Source organism: Caldithrix abyssi DSM 13497 (assembly GCF_001886815.1).
In the GTDB taxonomy this organism is placed as follows: Bacteria; Calditrichota; Calditrichia; order Calditrichales; family Calditrichaceae; genus Caldithrix; species Caldithrix abyssi.
This window is the reverse complement of sequence record NZ_CP018099.1, coordinates 1,607,120-1,624,386: the sequence shown is the minus strand read 5'-3', so window position 1 is coordinate 1,624,386 and position 17,267 is coordinate 1,607,120. Positions and strand designations below refer to the sequence as shown.

13 protein-coding genes are annotated in these 17,267 nt (G+C 46.0%); 11 read left to right on the top strand and 2 right to left on the bottom strand.

All coding sequences use genetic code 11. The features are described 5' to 3' along the window. The first annotated feature begins 27 nt into the window (after positions 1-27). The 11 genes from Cabys_RS06445 to Cabys_RS06395 all read left to right on the top strand — a co-directional run bounded on the left by Cabys_RS06445 (position 28) and on the right by Cabys_RS06395 (position 14,528). Positions 28-1,107, top strand: coding sequence for a sulfotransferase family protein (locus Cabys_RS06445; protein WP_006929431.1), 1,080 nt, complete (start codon positions 28-30; stop codon positions 1,105-1,107). Positions 1,108-1,211: 104 nt separating this feature from the next. Beyond that, positions 1,212-2,603, top strand: a complete 1,392-nt coding sequence (locus tag Cabys_RS06440; RefSeq protein ID WP_006929430.1) for an MFS transporter — start codon at positions 1,212-1,214, stop codon at positions 2,601-2,603. A gap of 12 nt (positions 2,604-2,615) precedes the next feature. Next, positions 2,616-2,852, top strand: a complete 237-nt coding sequence (locus Cabys_RS06435; protein WP_006929422.1) for an MbtH family protein — start codon at positions 2,616-2,618, stop codon at positions 2,850-2,852. Positions 2,853-2,911: 59 nt separating this feature from the next. Beyond that, positions 2,912-3,676, top strand: coding sequence for a thioesterase II family protein (locus Cabys_RS06430; RefSeq protein WP_044281231.1), 765 nt, complete (start codon positions 2,912-2,914; stop codon positions 3,674-3,676). Beyond that, a complete protein-coding gene (locus tag Cabys_RS06425; RefSeq protein WP_006929420.1) occupies positions 3,676-4,425 on the top strand; it encodes a 4'-phosphopantetheinyl transferase family protein in 750 nt (249 codons plus the stop codon). Before Cabys_RS06430 ends, Cabys_RS06425 begins: the two co-directional genes overlap by 1 nt. A gap of 180 nt (positions 4,426-4,605) precedes the next feature. Further along, positions 4,606-5,592 (top strand): fibronectin type III domain-containing protein, encoded by a 987-nt coding sequence (locus tag Cabys_RS06420; RefSeq protein WP_150125323.1) that lies wholly within the window; start codon positions 4,606-4,608, stop codon positions 5,590-5,592. Further along, on the top strand, positions 5,582-7,078 hold the full coding sequence (locus Cabys_RS06415; RefSeq protein WP_006929417.1) for a sigma-54 interaction domain-containing protein: 1,497 nt from the start codon (positions 5,582-5,584) through the stop codon (positions 7,076-7,078). The genes Cabys_RS06420 and Cabys_RS06415 overlap by 11 nt, the downstream gene beginning before the upstream one ends. Then, positions 7,078-8,637: a serine/threonine protein kinase gene (locus tag Cabys_RS06410; RefSeq protein ID WP_006929416.1), complete on the top strand. Its 1,560-nt coding sequence runs from the start codon at positions 7,078-7,080 to the stop codon at positions 8,635-8,637. Before Cabys_RS06415 ends, Cabys_RS06410 begins: the two co-directional genes overlap by 1 nt. Positions 8,638-8,649: 12 nt before the next feature. Then, positions 8,650-9,429, top strand: coding sequence for a hypothetical protein (locus Cabys_RS06405; protein WP_006929415.1), 780 nt, complete (start codon positions 8,650-8,652; stop codon positions 9,427-9,429). A 206-nt stretch (positions 9,430-9,635) separates the two neighbouring features. Next, positions 9,636-11,822, top strand: coding sequence for a FlgD immunoglobulin-like domain containing protein (locus tag Cabys_RS06400; RefSeq protein ID WP_006929414.1), 2,187 nt, complete (start codon positions 9,636-9,638; stop codon positions 11,820-11,822). A gap of 153 nt (positions 11,823-11,975) precedes the next feature. Then, the gene (locus Cabys_RS06395; RefSeq protein WP_006929413.1) at positions 11,976-14,528 is read left to right on the top strand and encodes a choice-of-anchor B family protein; all 2,553 of its coding nucleotides are present in this window, start codon (positions 11,976-11,978) and stop codon (positions 14,526-14,528) included. Between the two features lie 71 nt (positions 14,529-14,599). Here Cabys_RS06395 and Cabys_RS06390 read toward each other — a convergent pair whose 3' ends face one another. Together Cabys_RS06390 and Cabys_RS06385 are read right to left on the bottom strand one after the other, a co-directional pair. Further along, positions 14,600-15,427 carry an HAD hydrolase family protein gene (locus Cabys_RS06390; RefSeq protein WP_006929412.1) on the bottom strand — a complete coding sequence of 276 codons (828 nt, stop codon included), beginning with the start codon at positions 15,425-15,427 and terminating at the stop codon, positions 14,600-14,602. Next, positions 15,427-17,160, bottom strand: coding sequence for a T9SS type A sorting domain-containing protein (locus Cabys_RS06385; RefSeq protein ID WP_006929411.1), 1,734 nt, complete (start codon positions 17,158-17,160; stop codon positions 15,427-15,429). Before Cabys_RS06385 ends, Cabys_RS06390 begins: the two co-directional genes overlap by 1 nt. Positions 17,161-17,267: the final 107 nt, after the last annotated feature.

Below are 17,267 nucleotides of genomic sequence, written 5' to 3'. Positions count from 1 at the left end.
AAAGGATTTTGGGGAATAAGCCAAAAAATGGACAGTATTATTGGAATCTTAAAGAAGGACTGGTTTAATCTATTAAATAAAAATCGTTGTCAATTTCATCTTTCGGCGTTGCCTAAAGTATGGATTGTTACCATTTATAGTTTTAAAAACACGAAAGATAAAAAACGCGAAGACGTTCAATTTGGCAAAGCGATAAACGATACTTCCTTAGATCAGCCGCCGGTTTTTATATTGGGGCACTGGCGAAGCGGCACCACACTGTTGCAAAATTTAATGGTTCAGGATGCGAACTTTGTTTCCCCTAATATTTTCGAATGCAGAAATCCGCACACCTTTCTGGTGCGTCAGAATATTTTTGAACACAGACGAGCAAAAGCGGTTGCAGCAACGCGCCCTACCGATAACGTTAAAATTCGTATCGACAGCCCCGCCGAAGAAGAGTTCGCGGTGGGCGTAATGAGTTTGATGACCCCGCTTCTGGGCTGGGTATTCCCCAAAAATCGCGATCATTACGAAAGGTACTTGACATTCAGCGAGGTGCCAGAGTCTGAAATCAATACCTGGAAAACGCACTATCTTTATTTTTTGAAAAAGATAACCTACAAACACAAAAAGCAGCTTTTGCTTAAATCGCCGGTCAATACGGCGCGCGTTAAACTGTTGTTGGACTTATTCCCCAAAGCCAAGTTTATTCATATTCATCGTCATCCGTACGATGTTTATCGTTCGACTTTTAAGATGTACCGCACGGCGGTCGTTCGTTCTTCGTTCCAGGGGAAAAAACAGCGCAACATTGAGGATGACATTATCGACCACTACCAAAGAATGCACCAGGCGTACTTTGCAGACAGAGCTTTGATCCCCGATGGGCAGTTATTAGAAGTATCCTTTTCGCAACTGGAACAGGAGCCAATGGGCGTTTTACGTAACATATACGATTATTACGCCTTTCCGAATTTTGAAAAAGTAGAAGGCAATTTCCGGAACTATCTTGAACAGAATCAGAGCTATCAGAAAAACATTTACGAGCCGCTTCCGGAACGGTTGAAAAAAAGGCTTCAAACGGAATGGGCCATGGCCTTTGAAAACTGGGGGTACAAAAGTTAGGGAAGGGGCTTTGGTTGTGTTTAACGTTAAAATGTTAGCATTATGTTTAAATTTTTATCATATTTAGTGCAATTTAGTTAATCAAAAAGTAGAAGTAATCCAATATGAAATCTCAGGCAGCGCCTATTACAGAAGCGGAGCGTGGCGTTAATTCGGAGCCGCAAAAGTTCTTTAACAGAAACTATCTTTTGCTGTTTCAAGGACAGTTTGTTAGCCGGATCGGCACGCAGCTTTTTCTATTTGCCATGATTATCTGGGTCACAGAAACATTTAATTCCACCAGTCTTGTGGGCCTGTTAGGTATGGCGTCAGGGATTCCGCCAGTAATTTTGGGCGCCTTTGCCGGCGTTTTTGCCGATCGTTATTCGCGCAAATCGATCATTGTGTGGAGCGATGTTTTAAACGGCATAACCATCATTCTGCTTTCTGTTCTGTTTTACTTTTTTCCGGAGAACCGATCCATCATCTTTATTGGATTGCTGGTAGTGAGCGTAACCTCGGCCACCATCACCTCTTTTTTTATGCCGGCCATTGGCGCCGCGTTGCCGGATATTGTGCCCAAAGATAAAATTCCGGCGGCCAATTCGCTGGGCCAATTTTCCCGCCAGATCAGCCGGCTGATCGGACAGGGGCTGGGCGCTCAAATTCTGGCCTGGCTGGGCGCGCCGCTGCTCACCCTGCTCAATGGTTTAACCTTCATCTTTTCAGCCTTTAGCGAGAGTTTTATTCAAATTCCGCAAAAGATTCCGGAAAAAGCCAAAACGTTTAAAGATCAGTTCAGAGATTTTACGCGGGACATTAAAGAAGGCTTTCACTATATATGGAGCCGTAAAGGCCTGCGGCATCTGGTATTCATCTCCATTTTTATCTCTTTTTTCTCTGCGCCGGTGATGATTTTACTGCCCTTTTTTGTGCGTGATTACCTGGGTGTTTCTTTTCAGTGGTTCGGCTACATGTTAATCATTTTTGGCCTGGGAACCACCATTGGCTACGCCGTGGTAGGCATATTTAAGTTAAAAGGCAGCACGCGTAAAAATCTGGTGATCATTTTTACCGTTTTCGAAGCGCTGTCCACCGTTATGCTGGCCTTTTGCCACAATCAATATCAAGCCATGGCGGTGATGTTTTTACAGGGCTTTTTCAGCGGCTTTGTGATGGTCAATATTACTTCGCTGGTACAGATGACCACTCCCTCCGAAATTCGCGGTCGCGTATTCGGCGTAGTAACCACCATTACCGGCAGCATTGCCCCGCTGGGTATGGGGCTGGGCGGCGTGATCGCCGATTTACTGGATCAAAACATACCACTGCTGTTCGTAATTCTGGGTTCCATCATTATTCTGCTGGTCGTGCTCATTTCTTTAAGCCCTCATTACCAGCGTTTTCTATCTTATCGCAGCAAATGGGAAGAAGAAGAAGAAATGAAAACCTCAGGTGTTTTCTATAAAATCCGATATTTACAACCAGGAGAATTGGGTATTGACGAAGAAAAATAAAAAGGAGGTATTATGAGTCGCGAAGAACGTGAAGATAAAACCGTGTACAAAGTGGTGATCAACCATGAAGAACAATACTCCATCTGGCCGGCCGACCGTGAAAATCCTCTGGGCTGGAAAGACGTGGGTAAAACAGGCAGCAAAGAAGAATGCCTGGCCTATATTAAAGAAGTGTGGACCGATATGCGGCCGTTGAGCTTACGTAAAAAAATGGAAGAGCTGGAAAAACAGGCGGGCAATGAAGCCTGATCTTTACTTTTGCCTGCGCACCACAATTAATGTAAATGGTTTAAGATGAACTGAAAGAGATGATGAATCAAAATAAATGGCTTGTTATTCCGACGCCGCGTCCGGCGGCCAGAATAATTCTACTTTGTTTTCCATTTGCCGGGGGAAGCTCGCACAGCTTTCGCGGCTGGGCGCCCATTCTTCCCCCATCAGTTGAACTGCGGGCAGTAGAACTGCCTGGCCACGGTACGCGCCTTTCCGAGCCGTTGGCCGAAGACATTCATGAACTCATCGAGCCCATTGCCCGGGGCATTGCTTCCAGCCTGGATAAGCCTTTTGCCATTTTTGGCCACAGCATGGGCGCGCTGTTGGGCTTTGAAGTGGCGCTTTATTTACAAAATAAATTAAACAAACGGGCGGAACACCTCTTTGTGTCCGGCCACGGCGCGCCGGGCACGCCCCGCCACGAGCCGGAAATCCATCACCTGCCCAAGCCGCAGTTTCTGGCTAAAATTAAAGAGTACAACGGAACGCCCAAAGAAGCGCTGGAAAATAAGGAATTGATGGATTTGATGTTTCCCATCCTGAAGGCCGATTTTAAAATCTGTGAAACCTATGCGCATAAAAATTCGGGATTATTGAATACGCCGCTGACGGCGCTGGGCGGTATCCAGGATCCTTCTACGCCGCGCGAAGACCTGGAAAAGTGGCGCAGCTTTACCACTCAAAGCTTCAACATCCGGCTTTTCCCGGGCGATCACTTTTATTTATTGCAGCAAAAGGTTAACCTGCTGAAGGCCATATTAACCGATATCAGCAGTCATTTTAATTTAGCGAACACCTGATGACAGAATGGATCGAGTGGCGCCAATGCCCTTTTCGTTTTAAGGATGCGAACGAAATTCATGTCTGGCTGCTGCCCGTGGAACACAGCGAGCGCTTTATGCCGTTCTTAAGCGCGGACGAACGGCACAGGGCGCAAAAATTTCGTGTGCCGTCGGCGCGGGCGCAGTTTGTCGTCAGCCGCGCTGCGTTGCGTCTTTTAATTGCCGCCTACTGTCAGCTTGATCCTGCTAAAATACAGTTCAAATTAAATTCCCACGGAAAGCCCTATCTTGAGAATCATCCCATTTTTTTCAATGTTTCGCATTCCTACGACTGGGCCTTAATCGGCCTCAGCCCAAAGTTTGAAATAGGCATCGATATTGAAAAGATGCGTCCCGACCTCAATTTGCCTCAACTGGCCGGCCGCTTTTTTTCAGCAGATGAAGTTGAGCAACTGAATTCGCTGCCGTCTCATCTTTATGCCGAAGGTTTTTTTAATGCATGGACTAGAAAAGAAGCTTACATCAAGGCCAGGGGCAAAGGGCTGGCCATCCCCCTTTCGGGCTTCTCTGTTAGCCTTAAGCCCTCCGAACCGGCCGTATTAAAATCAACCGAACACGATCCGCAAGCCCTGCAACAATGGAAGCTGTCAGAAATTCCCGCCCCTCAGGGGTATAAAGCGGCGCTGGTGGTTCGTTCCTCCCGCTTCAATATTAAACATTGGTCTGGCAAAGAACTTTTTAAATTAAAAAACAACAGCTATGCCTGAGCCGCTTTTAAAAGTGATCAATTTCACTGAACGGAGCAATCGATTGTTGTAAAATTACTTGATTAAAATTAATTCGATTTCATATTCTGTCGATAGGTAGATTTAACCGATTAAATTAAATTTCAATGTAATAATTTTTTTGCTTAATTTTAAAAGTAAATGCACTTTAAATGTTCGGGAATGATGTTTATGAAATTGGCTCGATTTTCAGTTTTGCTCATGATTGTTCTGATTCTGGCCTGTGATGCGCCGCGAGAGAATCCTTTTGATCCCAATTCAAGCAATTATTATGAACAGAAATCTGAACTGATTGTGAGCCGGGTGTTTGTCAAACAGCTTTACCCGCCGTTTAACCCCATTGCCAATGCGCAGGTCATTGAACCAAACCTGAATCTATTTGGGACGACCAATGCGCAGGGTGTGGTACAATTTGAGCACAAAGCGGTGGATAGTTTGCTGTTTATGGTTTCTGCAGAACCGTATTTTGCGGATACATTAAAATTTTCTCGAAAGCAAACCAATGATTACGAAATTTTTTTAAATGCGAAACCGGCCGTTGAAAATACTAAATTTGTTTCCTTTTTCAACAACATTTACGATCAATTCAGCATTACTTCCATTTACATGGAAGCCCTGATAACGGACCTGGACGGGCCGATTGATATTAGCTCTGTGCGCTTACAGGATGAGACTTACGGCTTTGACACGCTTTTAGTTCGGGATGCAAACAACAGCGATCTGTTCAAAATCGAATTTGACTTGCGAGACGTTTCCAGCGATTTAACGCCCGAAGCAGCGCCGGAACTAAACTTTCATTTAATCGTGAAAAATAACAATGATGATCGTGTAATCAAAGGGCCGTATGTAATAAAAAGAGTCATCCAGGCCAATCTGGTGCAATTAAGCCCGACCATCAGCACGGTGACTCAGGATAGCGTGGTGTTCAGGTGGGTGGATCCGGAATTATCTTACGGTTATGTGTTTAATATTATTCTGTTAAAATTCCCGACTTTTGAAGAAATTGCTTATAAAGGGATACCTAAAGGTCAAACGTCTTTAATCGTTAAAAACTTAAGCCCGGGGCAATACAACTGGAAGCTTCAGGTGGAAGACAGACTGGGGAACATTTGTCAATCAAATTACATCATTTTTTACCATGAACAATAACATTGAAAAATACGACAAACTAACGGAAAACCATCTTAAAACGATCTATCGCCTCACACGGCAGATGTCTGCCATGAGCGATGAAGAAAACGTGCTGGACACGCTGCTGAATCAACTCATTGAAGAAACAGGCGCCGAGGTGGGAGCGTTTATTTTCTACGATCGTAAGAACGATCGTTTTATTCCCAGGAGCATTATTACCCGAGACGATCAGCATGCGGAGGATATCCATTTTTCCAAAACCGTTTTTCAACAAATATTAAAAACGCGAAAAGCGATTCTTTCGTTTGACACGCAGACGGATTCGGCCTACCAAAATGCGCAGAGTGTGATTATTAATCAAATCCATTCCATTCTGGCTTTTCCGTTAATCATTAAAAATCAGGTATATGGCATACTCTATTTTGACAGCCGAAAAAACCGCCAGAACTTTAACGAGGCAAGTCGGCAGTTTTTATCCTTATTTTCGGCGATCGCTTCTCTGGCCATGGAACAGATTTTAACCAAACAAAAGTTTGAGAACGAAAACATTATTTTGCGTAATCGTCTGGAAAAGACCTCGAATATCCCGGCGCTTGTGGGCGAATCTCCGCCCATGCAGCGGTTATTTACCATTATTAATAAAGTAGCCCGAACCGATGTCGCGGTGCTGATCACCGGTGAAAACGGCACGGGGAAAGAACTGGTGGCGCGCGCCATCCATGATCTGAGCGACCGACACGACAAGCCCTTTATTGCGCAATACATTGGCAATATTCCAACCACCATTCTGGAAAGCGAATTGTTCGGCTACAAAAAAGGGGCGTTTACGGGGGCTACGTCTGATCGCATAGGTCTTTTTGAGGCGGCTGATGGCGGCACTCTTTTTCTGGACGAAATCGGAGATTTGCCCTATGAACTGCAGTCTAAAATGCTGCGCGTTCTACAAAACAAAGAATTTAAACGCCTGGGCGAAAACATCATTCGCCATGCCGATGTACGCATCTTAGCCGCCACCAATCAGGATTTAACCAGGCTGATTAAAGAGGGCAAATTCCGTGAAGATTTGTATTACCGCCTGAATGTGGTGCATATTGTGGTTCCGCCCCTGCGCGATCGAAAATCCGACATTCCGCTTCTGGTTAAACACTTTCTGGAAAAGGACAATCCGCATATGCAAATCAGCGGCGCGGCTCTGAAAAAGCTGATGGAATACAACTGGCCCGGAAATGTCCGTCAGTTAGAAAACATTCTTAAACGGGCCAGCATTATGGCGGCCAACCAGATCATCGAGCCCGAAGACATTCAGTTTGATGATCTGGAAATTGAATCGTCAAACAATCTGCTACCTGAAAAGCTGGAAACTGAGGCCACCCTGGAAGAGATTAAAAACTACATCATTAAACGCCGCCTCGAGCAATTTAACGGCAATAAGACGCGCGCGGCTAAAAGCCTGAACATCTCGTTACGAGCTCTGCAACTAAAAGCAAAGGAACTCGGACTATAATGCTAAAATCCATCGGGAATTATGAGATCATAAAAATCATTGCCGAACACGGGCCAACGACCATCTGCCTTGCCCGGCATAAAAAATTAAAACGTAAAACATTCCTGAAGATTTTTAAAAGCGCCGATCCTTCTCTTTTACAACGCTTTGAACGCGAGGCGCAGATTGTTGCCGATTTGAATGATCGGCAAATTGTTGCTATTTACGATTTTGGCGAAGAGAACGGCCTCTACTACATTTCGATGGAATATGTGGAAGGCGGCAATCTAAAGGAATTTTTAGAACGCACTCCTTTAAGCGCCCCGGAAATTTTAGACCTGGCCTACAAAATTGCACGGGCTGTTGCGGTACTCCATCAGAACAATTACATCCATCGCGATTTAAAGCCGGAAAACATCTTGATCGATGAAGAACGCAACGTCAAACTAACCGACTTCGGCATTGCCTATCACAAATCGTTGCACCGCATGACAATGGAAGGCTCCTTGCTCGGCACTCCGCTGTACATGTCTCCGGAACAGATCAACAATTTGCCGGTCACCCCGGCCAGCGACGTCTTTTCTCTGGGCATCATTTACTACCAGATGATTACCGGCCAACATCCATTTGAGGCGCCGCGTATCGGCGAAATCTTCTCTCAGATACTTACCAAACCGGTGGACGACCTTAAAAAGCGGAAAACAGATCTGCCGGATTGGTTTGTTGATCTGGTTTTGCGCATGCTGAATAAAGAGGCCGGCGCCAGACCGCAATCGGCCGTTGACGTGCTAAAAGAATTTGAGCGCCATTTAAAGACTGAATCGTCCCAAAAAGAAGAGATTACAGTTGATGAAGAGAGCGCATATAATAAGCCCATCATGATCGTTTCTTTTGCCTTTTTGGCGTTAATTTTATTATTCGCCTGGTGGTTTACCCGCGAAAACAAAATCCCTGATTCCACCAATAATCTTTCGCAACACCCAGCGCCGGTAATCGACAGCCTGCCTCCGTTAGATTCTGCCGCCCTCCGCCAACGGGCCCCGCAAAATAATCAACCACAAAGTGAGGCAAATGTTAAAGAAGCCAGGTCGGTAATCCCCGCAACAACGCCGCCCCAAAATAATGAACAGGTGAATGCACAGGCAACCGGCGACGTTATTATAAAGACAATTCCATGGTGCCGAATTTACCTCGACTATCAACTGGTGGATTCCACTCCGATGCTCAAACCTTTAAAGCTAAAAGCCGGAACATATACCTTAGGCCTGCAGAATCCGTCTTATCCAATTTACACTCAGACTATTGAAATTAAAGCAGGTAAAATCAACCAATTCGAATTTATCCTGGATTCGCTCTTTTCTCGCCTTGATCTGCATGTGCTTCCCTGGGGCGATGTTTACATCGACGGCAAATATATCGGCAAAACGCCGCTGCAAAAACCAATTTATGTTACCAGAGAAAAGCATGTGCTGGAAATCAGAAATGAGTATTATGGTTCTTATGTAGATACCATCGATTTCAGCGCTAAAGCCCGCATTCGAAGACAAATTGCTCTGCAGGATTTAAAAAATAACCCATGATGGAGTTAGCCCATGAATCGCATCAATCTTACTCTTTTATTTTTTGCACTACTTTTCCTGGGCCAGTTGCAGGCTCAGAGCCACATTGCCCGACAGATAGAGGAACTGGAAAAAGACTTCCATGCGTTCGAATACAATAAAGTTCTGGAAAAAGGCAATTTCCTTTTAAGCGATCCCTACGTTACTAAAGAAGATAGTTTGCAGATTTTAAAATATATGCTTAGCTCGGCTTATGCTTTATCCGATACGGTCGAGGCAAAAAAAATAATTCATAAAATCATTAAATGCGACGCTAACTTCGTTTTAAGCCCGGTCGAAACCTCTCCAAAGATCATTGAGTTTTTTGAACACGTCAAAAGACAGATTAAACAAAACAAACCGATTGTGCCCTTAAAACCGCAGATTATCACCGTTGTCAAACCGGCCTCCCTGCCGCTCGCCTCTTCTATGCTCACTTTGTTGTTACCTGGAAGCGGGCATTTGCATCAAAAGTTTAAGAAGAAAGGAATGATGTACAGTGGAATCAGTCTGGGCATGATTGGCGGCATGATTTACGCCGCTATTCAGACGGAAAAGAAAGAGGATCAATATCTTTCTGCTAAACCGGGAGCGGACTTTGACAGGCTCTACGACGATTACAACCGGTTTTACAGAGCGAGAAATTTATTATTTGCAGCCTTTTTAGCGTGGGATTTTTACGTTTTTTATGATTTAAATAAAGAATGGCAGATTCACATCAAATCCAGGGTAAAAAATGACGGCGTGGCGCTGCAACTTTCCTGGAAATGGTGAGCATACCATGCATTTTTTTCGTAGCTATGTAAAAAATGCATGGTACGTTTTTCATGGGGGTTGAAATCGTTACTTACCGTTGCCTGCAATTTATTATTTTTATTCAACTTAACAAAGCAACGAACAAACTAAATTTTCTGGCACAATAATTGATATTAATTAAATGAAAATAAACAGCAATGTTTAACAAACCTTAAGGAGGTTTTATGAAACGTTCCAAACTATTTACCGTGTTAGGCGGGCTACTCATTGTAATGATGGCCTTTGGATTAACACAAGCCCAGAATTTTACCACGGTGATTACCGGCCAGGTAACCGCTGGCGAAGATTCTGTACCGGTTCCCGACTACAAAATGCTGCTTACCTTTAAGGACGATACCACCGGTTTTCGCACCTTAGTCATGACGGATGCCAATGGTTATTATTCTCAAACCGTCTTAAAGAACTACACCTACACCATTAGCAGCCTGGATACGTTTGTTTACGAGGGGTTCCAGCAAGATATTGAAGTGAAGGAACTGCCGGTTGTTCACAACATCCATTTAACCAAGCGTACCGATCTGGCCCTGGTGAATGGCTCTGTAACTTTTAACAACAACCCGGTTGAGACTGACGTGTATTTCTTGAAGTTACCGAATGATGTTGACCTGAATGATTTCCGTGAATTTGAAGTCTATTTTCGCGTTCCTAAAGCCGCGTTGATCTGGGCTTCGTATCAGGCGCATGCGGACTCTGTGGGACAATTTTCTCTGGAAATGATCACCGGTAAATATGTGGTTTACATTCCCGCCGATCACAATGCCGGCTATTTGAATTACTGGGCCGCTTTTGAAGTTAACGGCGACACCACTCTGGCGCCTTTCGAACTGAAAGAATTGAAGACCCTTTCCGGTCATGTGGCTAACGCAGACAAATATGACATGGTAACGATCTTCGCTCATCCGTTATATCCTTCGCGTCCATTCATGGCCACGCCGGATAGCGCAACCGGCGATTATTCTCTGGAACTGGCGCCGGGCACCTATGTGTTGCGTTTAGTCGCTTATTTTGACGACTACATGTACACAGTATTTTATGACAGCGTTTACACACCCAAAGAAGCGACCAAGGTAGAGGTACAGGGCGATGTAAGCGGCATCGACTTCAATTTGCCCGAACCCAATGTTTATCCGTTTAGCATCAGCGGTACGGTAACCAGCCGTCAAAGCGGTTTGCCATTAGAAGGCGCCAACGTGGCGTTTGTAAGCTACAATTTCATGAGCAACCTGTGGCAGGCCTACGAAACGACAACCGGAGCCGACGGCACCTATCGCGTTGAAGGCTACACCATGTTACAGGAAGATTCTCTGGTTGGTTTCGCCTGGAAAGACTCCACCTTCTTCGCTCAGTTTTATCAGGATGAAGCCACTTTTATGACGGCCGATCCCATTGTTTACCATGCTAACGAAGATGTAACCGGCATCGACTTTGCGCTCGATACCATCGATACGGAAAACGGTTACAGCATTTCCGGTATGCTGCTGAATGAAGCCGGCGAACCCATCACTACCGGACAGGTAACGGCTTACACCACCGCCACCAATGTCGGCGTGATCACCACTCAAGTCGATTCCACCGGTCACTATGCGTTCGATCCGGTATTCCCCACGGGCAGCGTGGTTTATCTCTCGGCCTGGGGCGGTTTTGATTACCTGCCGGAAATTTACAACGATGCCAAAACCTGGAAAGACGCCGATCCGATTTTTATCCAGGGCTCTGACGTAACTGGCATCAACTTCATCTTAGAAGAAAAGAAACCGACTCGTCTGCCGCTGGCCAAGATCAAAGGTTGGTTGAAAAAACAAACCGAAGGTCTGGCCAAAGCCGCCGAAGTTGATTACACTGGCGACCTGGTTTACGTACGTCCCGAGGGCGAAAAAGAGTGGACGAGCTACAGCTATGTTAAATCCGACGGTAGCTTTGATGTTCCGGTAGAATCCGACGGCACTTACGAATACATGGTTTCCACCAGAGAAGGTGAAGAGACAACCGGTACCATTACAGTTGAAAACCTTGAGGCTGAAGTTACGGTTGATCTTACCGGCATCGTTGATCCATCCGACAGACTGGTGCTGAAAACGGATCAATTACTGGATGCCTATCCGAATCCGTTTAATCCGAGCACGACCATTCGCGTGCAGATGGCCGAAGCCGGCCCTGTGAAACTGATTATCTACAACGTGCTGGGCCAAAAAGTAAAAACCCTGTACAACGGAAACCTGCAGGCTGGTTCGCAAAAATTTACCTGGAACGGTAAAGATGACGCCGGTCGTCAGGTAGCCAGCGGTCTGTACTTCTATCAGCTGAAAACTCAGAACACGGTACAAACTAAAGCCGTTATGTTCCTGAAATAAGCACACCCACCCACAGCCCACAAAGCGAAAAGCCCCGAAGCCGCAAAGCTTCGGGGCTTTTTTTTTACTTTTTTTATCAGTAATTCTGTGCGCTAACGCAATGTAGCTATTCTTGAATTTTATTTCCTTGTCTTATTAATTGAGGGAGCATTAATGTTTAAGTTAGCACGTTTGTTTTTTTACTTATTAACGATCCTTTTACTATTTATTGTCGCGCTGCTGAAGGCCCAGACCATTCAAAATGTTCAACGCTTAAGCACCACCTTTTTCAGCGCTGTAGCCGGAGAAGATTTTATCGTAGCCGATGCGTGGGGCTTCACAGACGAGGGACGCGAATTTGCCATTGTACCCAGGACCGAAGGTGGCGTTGCTATCGTCGATGTTTCAACGCCCACCAATCCTGTTATTGCCAGCTCATTGCCCATCCCGGCAGGCGGTCATAGATTGTACCACGCCAAATATTACGATGGCTACATTTATGCCGTTATGCGCCCGGGGCCGCTACAGATCATCGATGCGCACGATCCGTACAACGCGCAGGTTGTAAACGAATACGCCAACGGATTTAGCGAGGCGTACGTCATATTTATTGCCGATACTGTGGCCTACATGGCCGATGTTACCAGTAACAGAACGAACGTGAATTTAATTGCCCTCGACATTTCCGACCCACTAAATCCTGTAGAACTGGGCACCTGGTACCGCACCTACCACCACATTTTTGTCAGGAACGACACCCTGGTGGGCTTTGTTCAGAAAGGAGAAATTGACTTTCTGGATGTTTCCGATCCTTCTAATATTCAGCTTATTTACACCATTACCAACACCGGCGATAAAACGCACAGCGGATGGTTAAACGATCGAGGAGACATTTTGAGCGTAGATCACGAAACCATCGGCGGACATCTGGCGCTTTGGAATATTGATCCCCTGAACACTGCTTCCATGATTTCGGAATACAGTACGGCCACTAATACCATCGGAGAAACGAGCTTACACCACTCACGCTGGTATTTTGACCTGATTTACATGTCGTACTGGCTGGATGGCCTGCGCGTGCTGGATGCCTCCGACCTGAACAATTTAAACGAAGTGGCGGTTTACGACACCATACAGCCCAATCCTTCTACCATGTACCGTGGATTCTGGGGCTGTTTTCCCTATCTTCCTTCGCGAAACATTCTGGTATCCGATCCGCAAACCGGCTTGATTGTACTCGATTATGTGAATGACGGACCGGGAATTTTTACCAATCCACTGGATTCCATTCGCTTGCTCGGACAGCGTCTGCGCGGAGAATTCAATCAAATTAACGGCAGTTCGATTGATACGGCCAGCTCATACGTTTACTACCGCTTTAACGGTCAAAGTTCGTGGCAAAATTCGTCGATTAAACCTCAGGGACGGCAAGATTCTTTCTTTTTCGAGATTAATTTCCCACCCGATCTGCGATATCTGGATTATTACCTGCAACTGCAGGATATAAACGGCCAGAAAACAAGAGCGCCCGGACTGGCACCTTTTCTGGATTTTACCCGTGTTCGGGTTCAAAACTCGGGAGGTTCAATTCCGGAAATCTTCATTAGCGAAATTAGCGACGGCAATATTGCGACCAATGCTTTCTTAGAAATTTACAACGCCTCGCAGAAAACGGTGGATCTTTCCCAGGCCAAGATCGTGCGCTGCCTCCCGGGTTCCGACGGTCGATTTAACAGCGGGGCGTATGTTTTCGATTTTGGCGGCGACGAATCTTTTATGCTTTATTCTACCACGGTTCCCGCCGGCGGTTTTCTGCTGGTGGCTAATGGCAGCGACCAGACGACTTTCGAAAGCGAATGGGGGCCCTTACCTGAAAATGTCCACTTCAATCCCGGCACGTCTGATTTACAACTGGGTACGGGCAGCGGAACGCGCTGGGCACTCATCCAGGGCGGGAATGTAAATCGTTACGACGGGGTGGTAATTGATCAAACTCCTTCTAATGTGGGTGGGACAGGTCAGTATGCTTATCAAATCAGCAGCGGCAACTGGAGCGTGAGCACATCGGCAAGCAATGCAACGCCCGGCTATCTGGCAGCCGATCAATCGCTGCCGGTTGTTCTCTTATCGTTTAGCGGACGTTATGATGGAAGCGCGGTTGAACTAACCTGGCAAACTGCTTCGGAAGTAAATAACCATGGTTTTGTGATCTTAAAAAAGGAAAACGGAGATGCCGAATACCGCCCGGCAGCCAGCTTTGAAACCGCTTCCGAATTAAAGGGCGCCGGCCACTCCTCAACCGGCCGCCACTACCGTTACCAAGATGCGGAGGTTCTTGTTCATCGAACTTACAGGTACATACTTGAAAGCGTCTCTTTTAACGGCCGGATACAACGCCTGGATTCGATTGAAGTCCGTACGGAACGGGGCGAAATCATCATTTCGTCGCCGCTTATGGTGCGTTGTTACCCCAATCCTTTTAACGGCAAGACCAGAATTTCAGTCACATTCAATGACAATACCGACCAATTATGCGAACTGAAAATATTTGATTTAAATGGCCGATGCGTAAAAACGTTTTCCCCCTCCGCGGCGCTCTCCTCCCCGATGCAATTTGTGTGGGACGGTCGCGATAATGCTTATTCGCTTCTGGCTACAGGACTTTATTTTTTGAAAGTTCGCTCTGCAAAAACAGAGAAAACGGTTAAGTTGCTGCTGATGCGATAGTTAGAACGTAAGGCGACGCATCATGCGCTTTTTACGCAATATCAGTTGGCAAACATAGGATTGGCTCCCTTCTAACCTCTTTGCAACAGAGGCATAATATGGATCAGTAAGCCGTCATCGGCATTTTTGATGATCTGGAATTTTTCTTTTAATTCCTCCGGCGCGGTATGGACGACAAAGGCGCTCCCCGCCCAATTCAACAGATCCAGGTCGTTGTAATCATTTCCTAACGCCACGATATTGCGAACCGAGATGTTTAAGCGCTCTGCTAAAAATTGCGCGGCCAGCGCTTTGTTAACGCGTTTGTCAAAAATCTCCACCCACATGGAACGGCCGTCCAGCGGCGAGGTGGTTCGAATAATGTTGATCCTGTGCATTAAAGGCTGCAGTTCTTCTTTAATTTGCTGCAGTTCTTCAGAGATTACCAGAATTTGACCGGCGGCCATTCCCCGTTTTCGTTGTTTTAAAGGCCTGGCAAAATCGCGATATAATTCAAAACGACGGGTAAAATCCTGCCGGGGCGCAATGCCATCATAATAAAAAAATTTGTGGTTTTGCGGCGCCGGTTGATGCACAAAAAAGGAATGGCGCCTGCGTTTCAAAATGGCAATGATTTCATCTACCAGCCCTCCCTCCATATCGTACGAACGAATCAACTTTTGCGAACGCCAGTCCAGGATGCCCACGCCCGTTGAAAGAATTAAATAATCAATGGGAAATGACATATCGATCACTTTTTTTAGTGAAAACAAAGAGCGGCCGGTGGCGATCACACGCACCACGTTCATGTTTGCCAGCGCTTTTAGAAGCTTCAGATCCTGATCAGAAATGAACTTGCCCGGCTGAAAAAGCGTGCCGTCAAAATCAAGAACCAGCATTTTTTTCATAACTTCAGACATTACTTAATCAACACAATCTTCCGCGCCTTTTCAAAATCATTGGCTTTGAATCGAATCCAATAAGTTCCGGATGAAAGAATTTGATCGTTTTCTGCGCCCGCATTCCATAGCAGGTAGTGTTTTCCTGCCGGAAAATGTTGAGAGGCCAGGGTGGCTACCTTTCTGCCATTTACATCAAAAATGGCAATGGTAAGTCGCGTAGATTTGACTAATTCAAATTCAATACGCACGCCCGCATTTGCCGGATTGGGATAGGTATTAATGGAGATTTGCTCTGGCAGTGCTTCGCTTTCAGAAATGGCAGAAGGCCCGGCATTAATCGGCACGTGATAAAACGAAAGGGCGCCAACGCCTCTTTCATTACGGATCCATGGGCCTTCGTAGGCCATGGTTGGCAGGCGGTTGTAAGTGGCGTTCGGCAAATAGGTTAATAGCCCGGCATTCATCGACGTATTTAAATCCAGCACCACGGTGTAGCCATTGTTAATGGTGTATCCCTGCTTGACATAGCCAAATTCATCATCCAGGTAAAAATAATCTTTCATGGAATGGTTTAAGGTATCTTCGGGCCAGATCACTGGCTGATCGTACTCAATGGCAATAGAACGATGATCCGCATCCTGGTAGTATACTTCTCTAATGTCGGGCGCTTCAATGTTTAAAGTATCGGTTGCGCCGTAAAAATCGCGTTCTACCAGTCGAAAGATCCATTCGGCCATTTGCAGGTATCCATCATCGTTGTAGTGGCAGCCATCGTGCCCCACCAATCCGCAGGTAGCCATCACATGCACATTGCCGTACGTTTTCTTAAAATTACGCTGAATTTCGCGCACATCAGATTGCCGATCGCCGCCGCAGGTGCCCGGATGGAGCTGAAAAACGTACACTTTGGTTAATGGCTGATAATCCTGCCGCCAGGCGTTGTACAGCGTATCGAAGCGCGCGGCGTAATAGTCGGCATCGGGCGTATTGGAATCGGATTCGCCCTGGTGCCAGAAGATGGCTTTGACGGCGTTTTGCACATGCGCTTTGGTGGCTCTGTACAAAAGTCGCCCATAGGTAGTGCTCAAATTCATGTGATCATTGGAATCCGGTAAATTGTAACTGATGGAAGAGCCGCCGCTGCCGCCGTTAATAATGCAGGTGGGCATGCCGTATTTTTCTAAAATCATTTGCTGCAGGCGAAGCCCCCAGACGCCCACCGCGTAATCGCAGTCGCTGCACCAGCCCTCCGGAGTGGAAAGCCCCCAGGTGGTATCGGCGGGATTGTAGTCGTCATAATTGGTGTGTTTACCAAAGCTGCGGCAAAATTCGCTCTGAAAAGAGTAAGTGGTTGCGCCGGGATGTGAATTGGACTGGCCGTTAATTAAAAAGACGTCGCCGCAAACGATGCTGTCTTCTTCCGCTACTTTCTGGTTATCCAGCCATACCTCAAAGCGATATTCGTACAGGCCGGCAAAAATTTTGGGGCTAAAGGAGAAAGGCGCCTCTCCCGTTGCGTAATCTAAATTCTGCTCCATTTGCTTCCACAATACGGCATCACGGTAAATTTTAAGCGCAATCTTCTGATATCCTGCACTCAAAACATTGCCGGCCACCTGCACGACGGCGGAATCCTGATTATCGCGTGGGAATAACTGCAAACGCGCCGGAAACTTACTGAAAGTAACCTGCTGCGCGTTTGTGGCAAGAGCGAGAAACAAAATGTTTAAATACACAAAAATGTGACGCATGCCTTTCTCCTCTTAAAAAATGCGTATTATTTTATTATCCGTCTTATCTATTTAATTAAGAAAATTTTAGCAAAAAAACAAGCGTACCTTCAACGTTTAATTTTAGA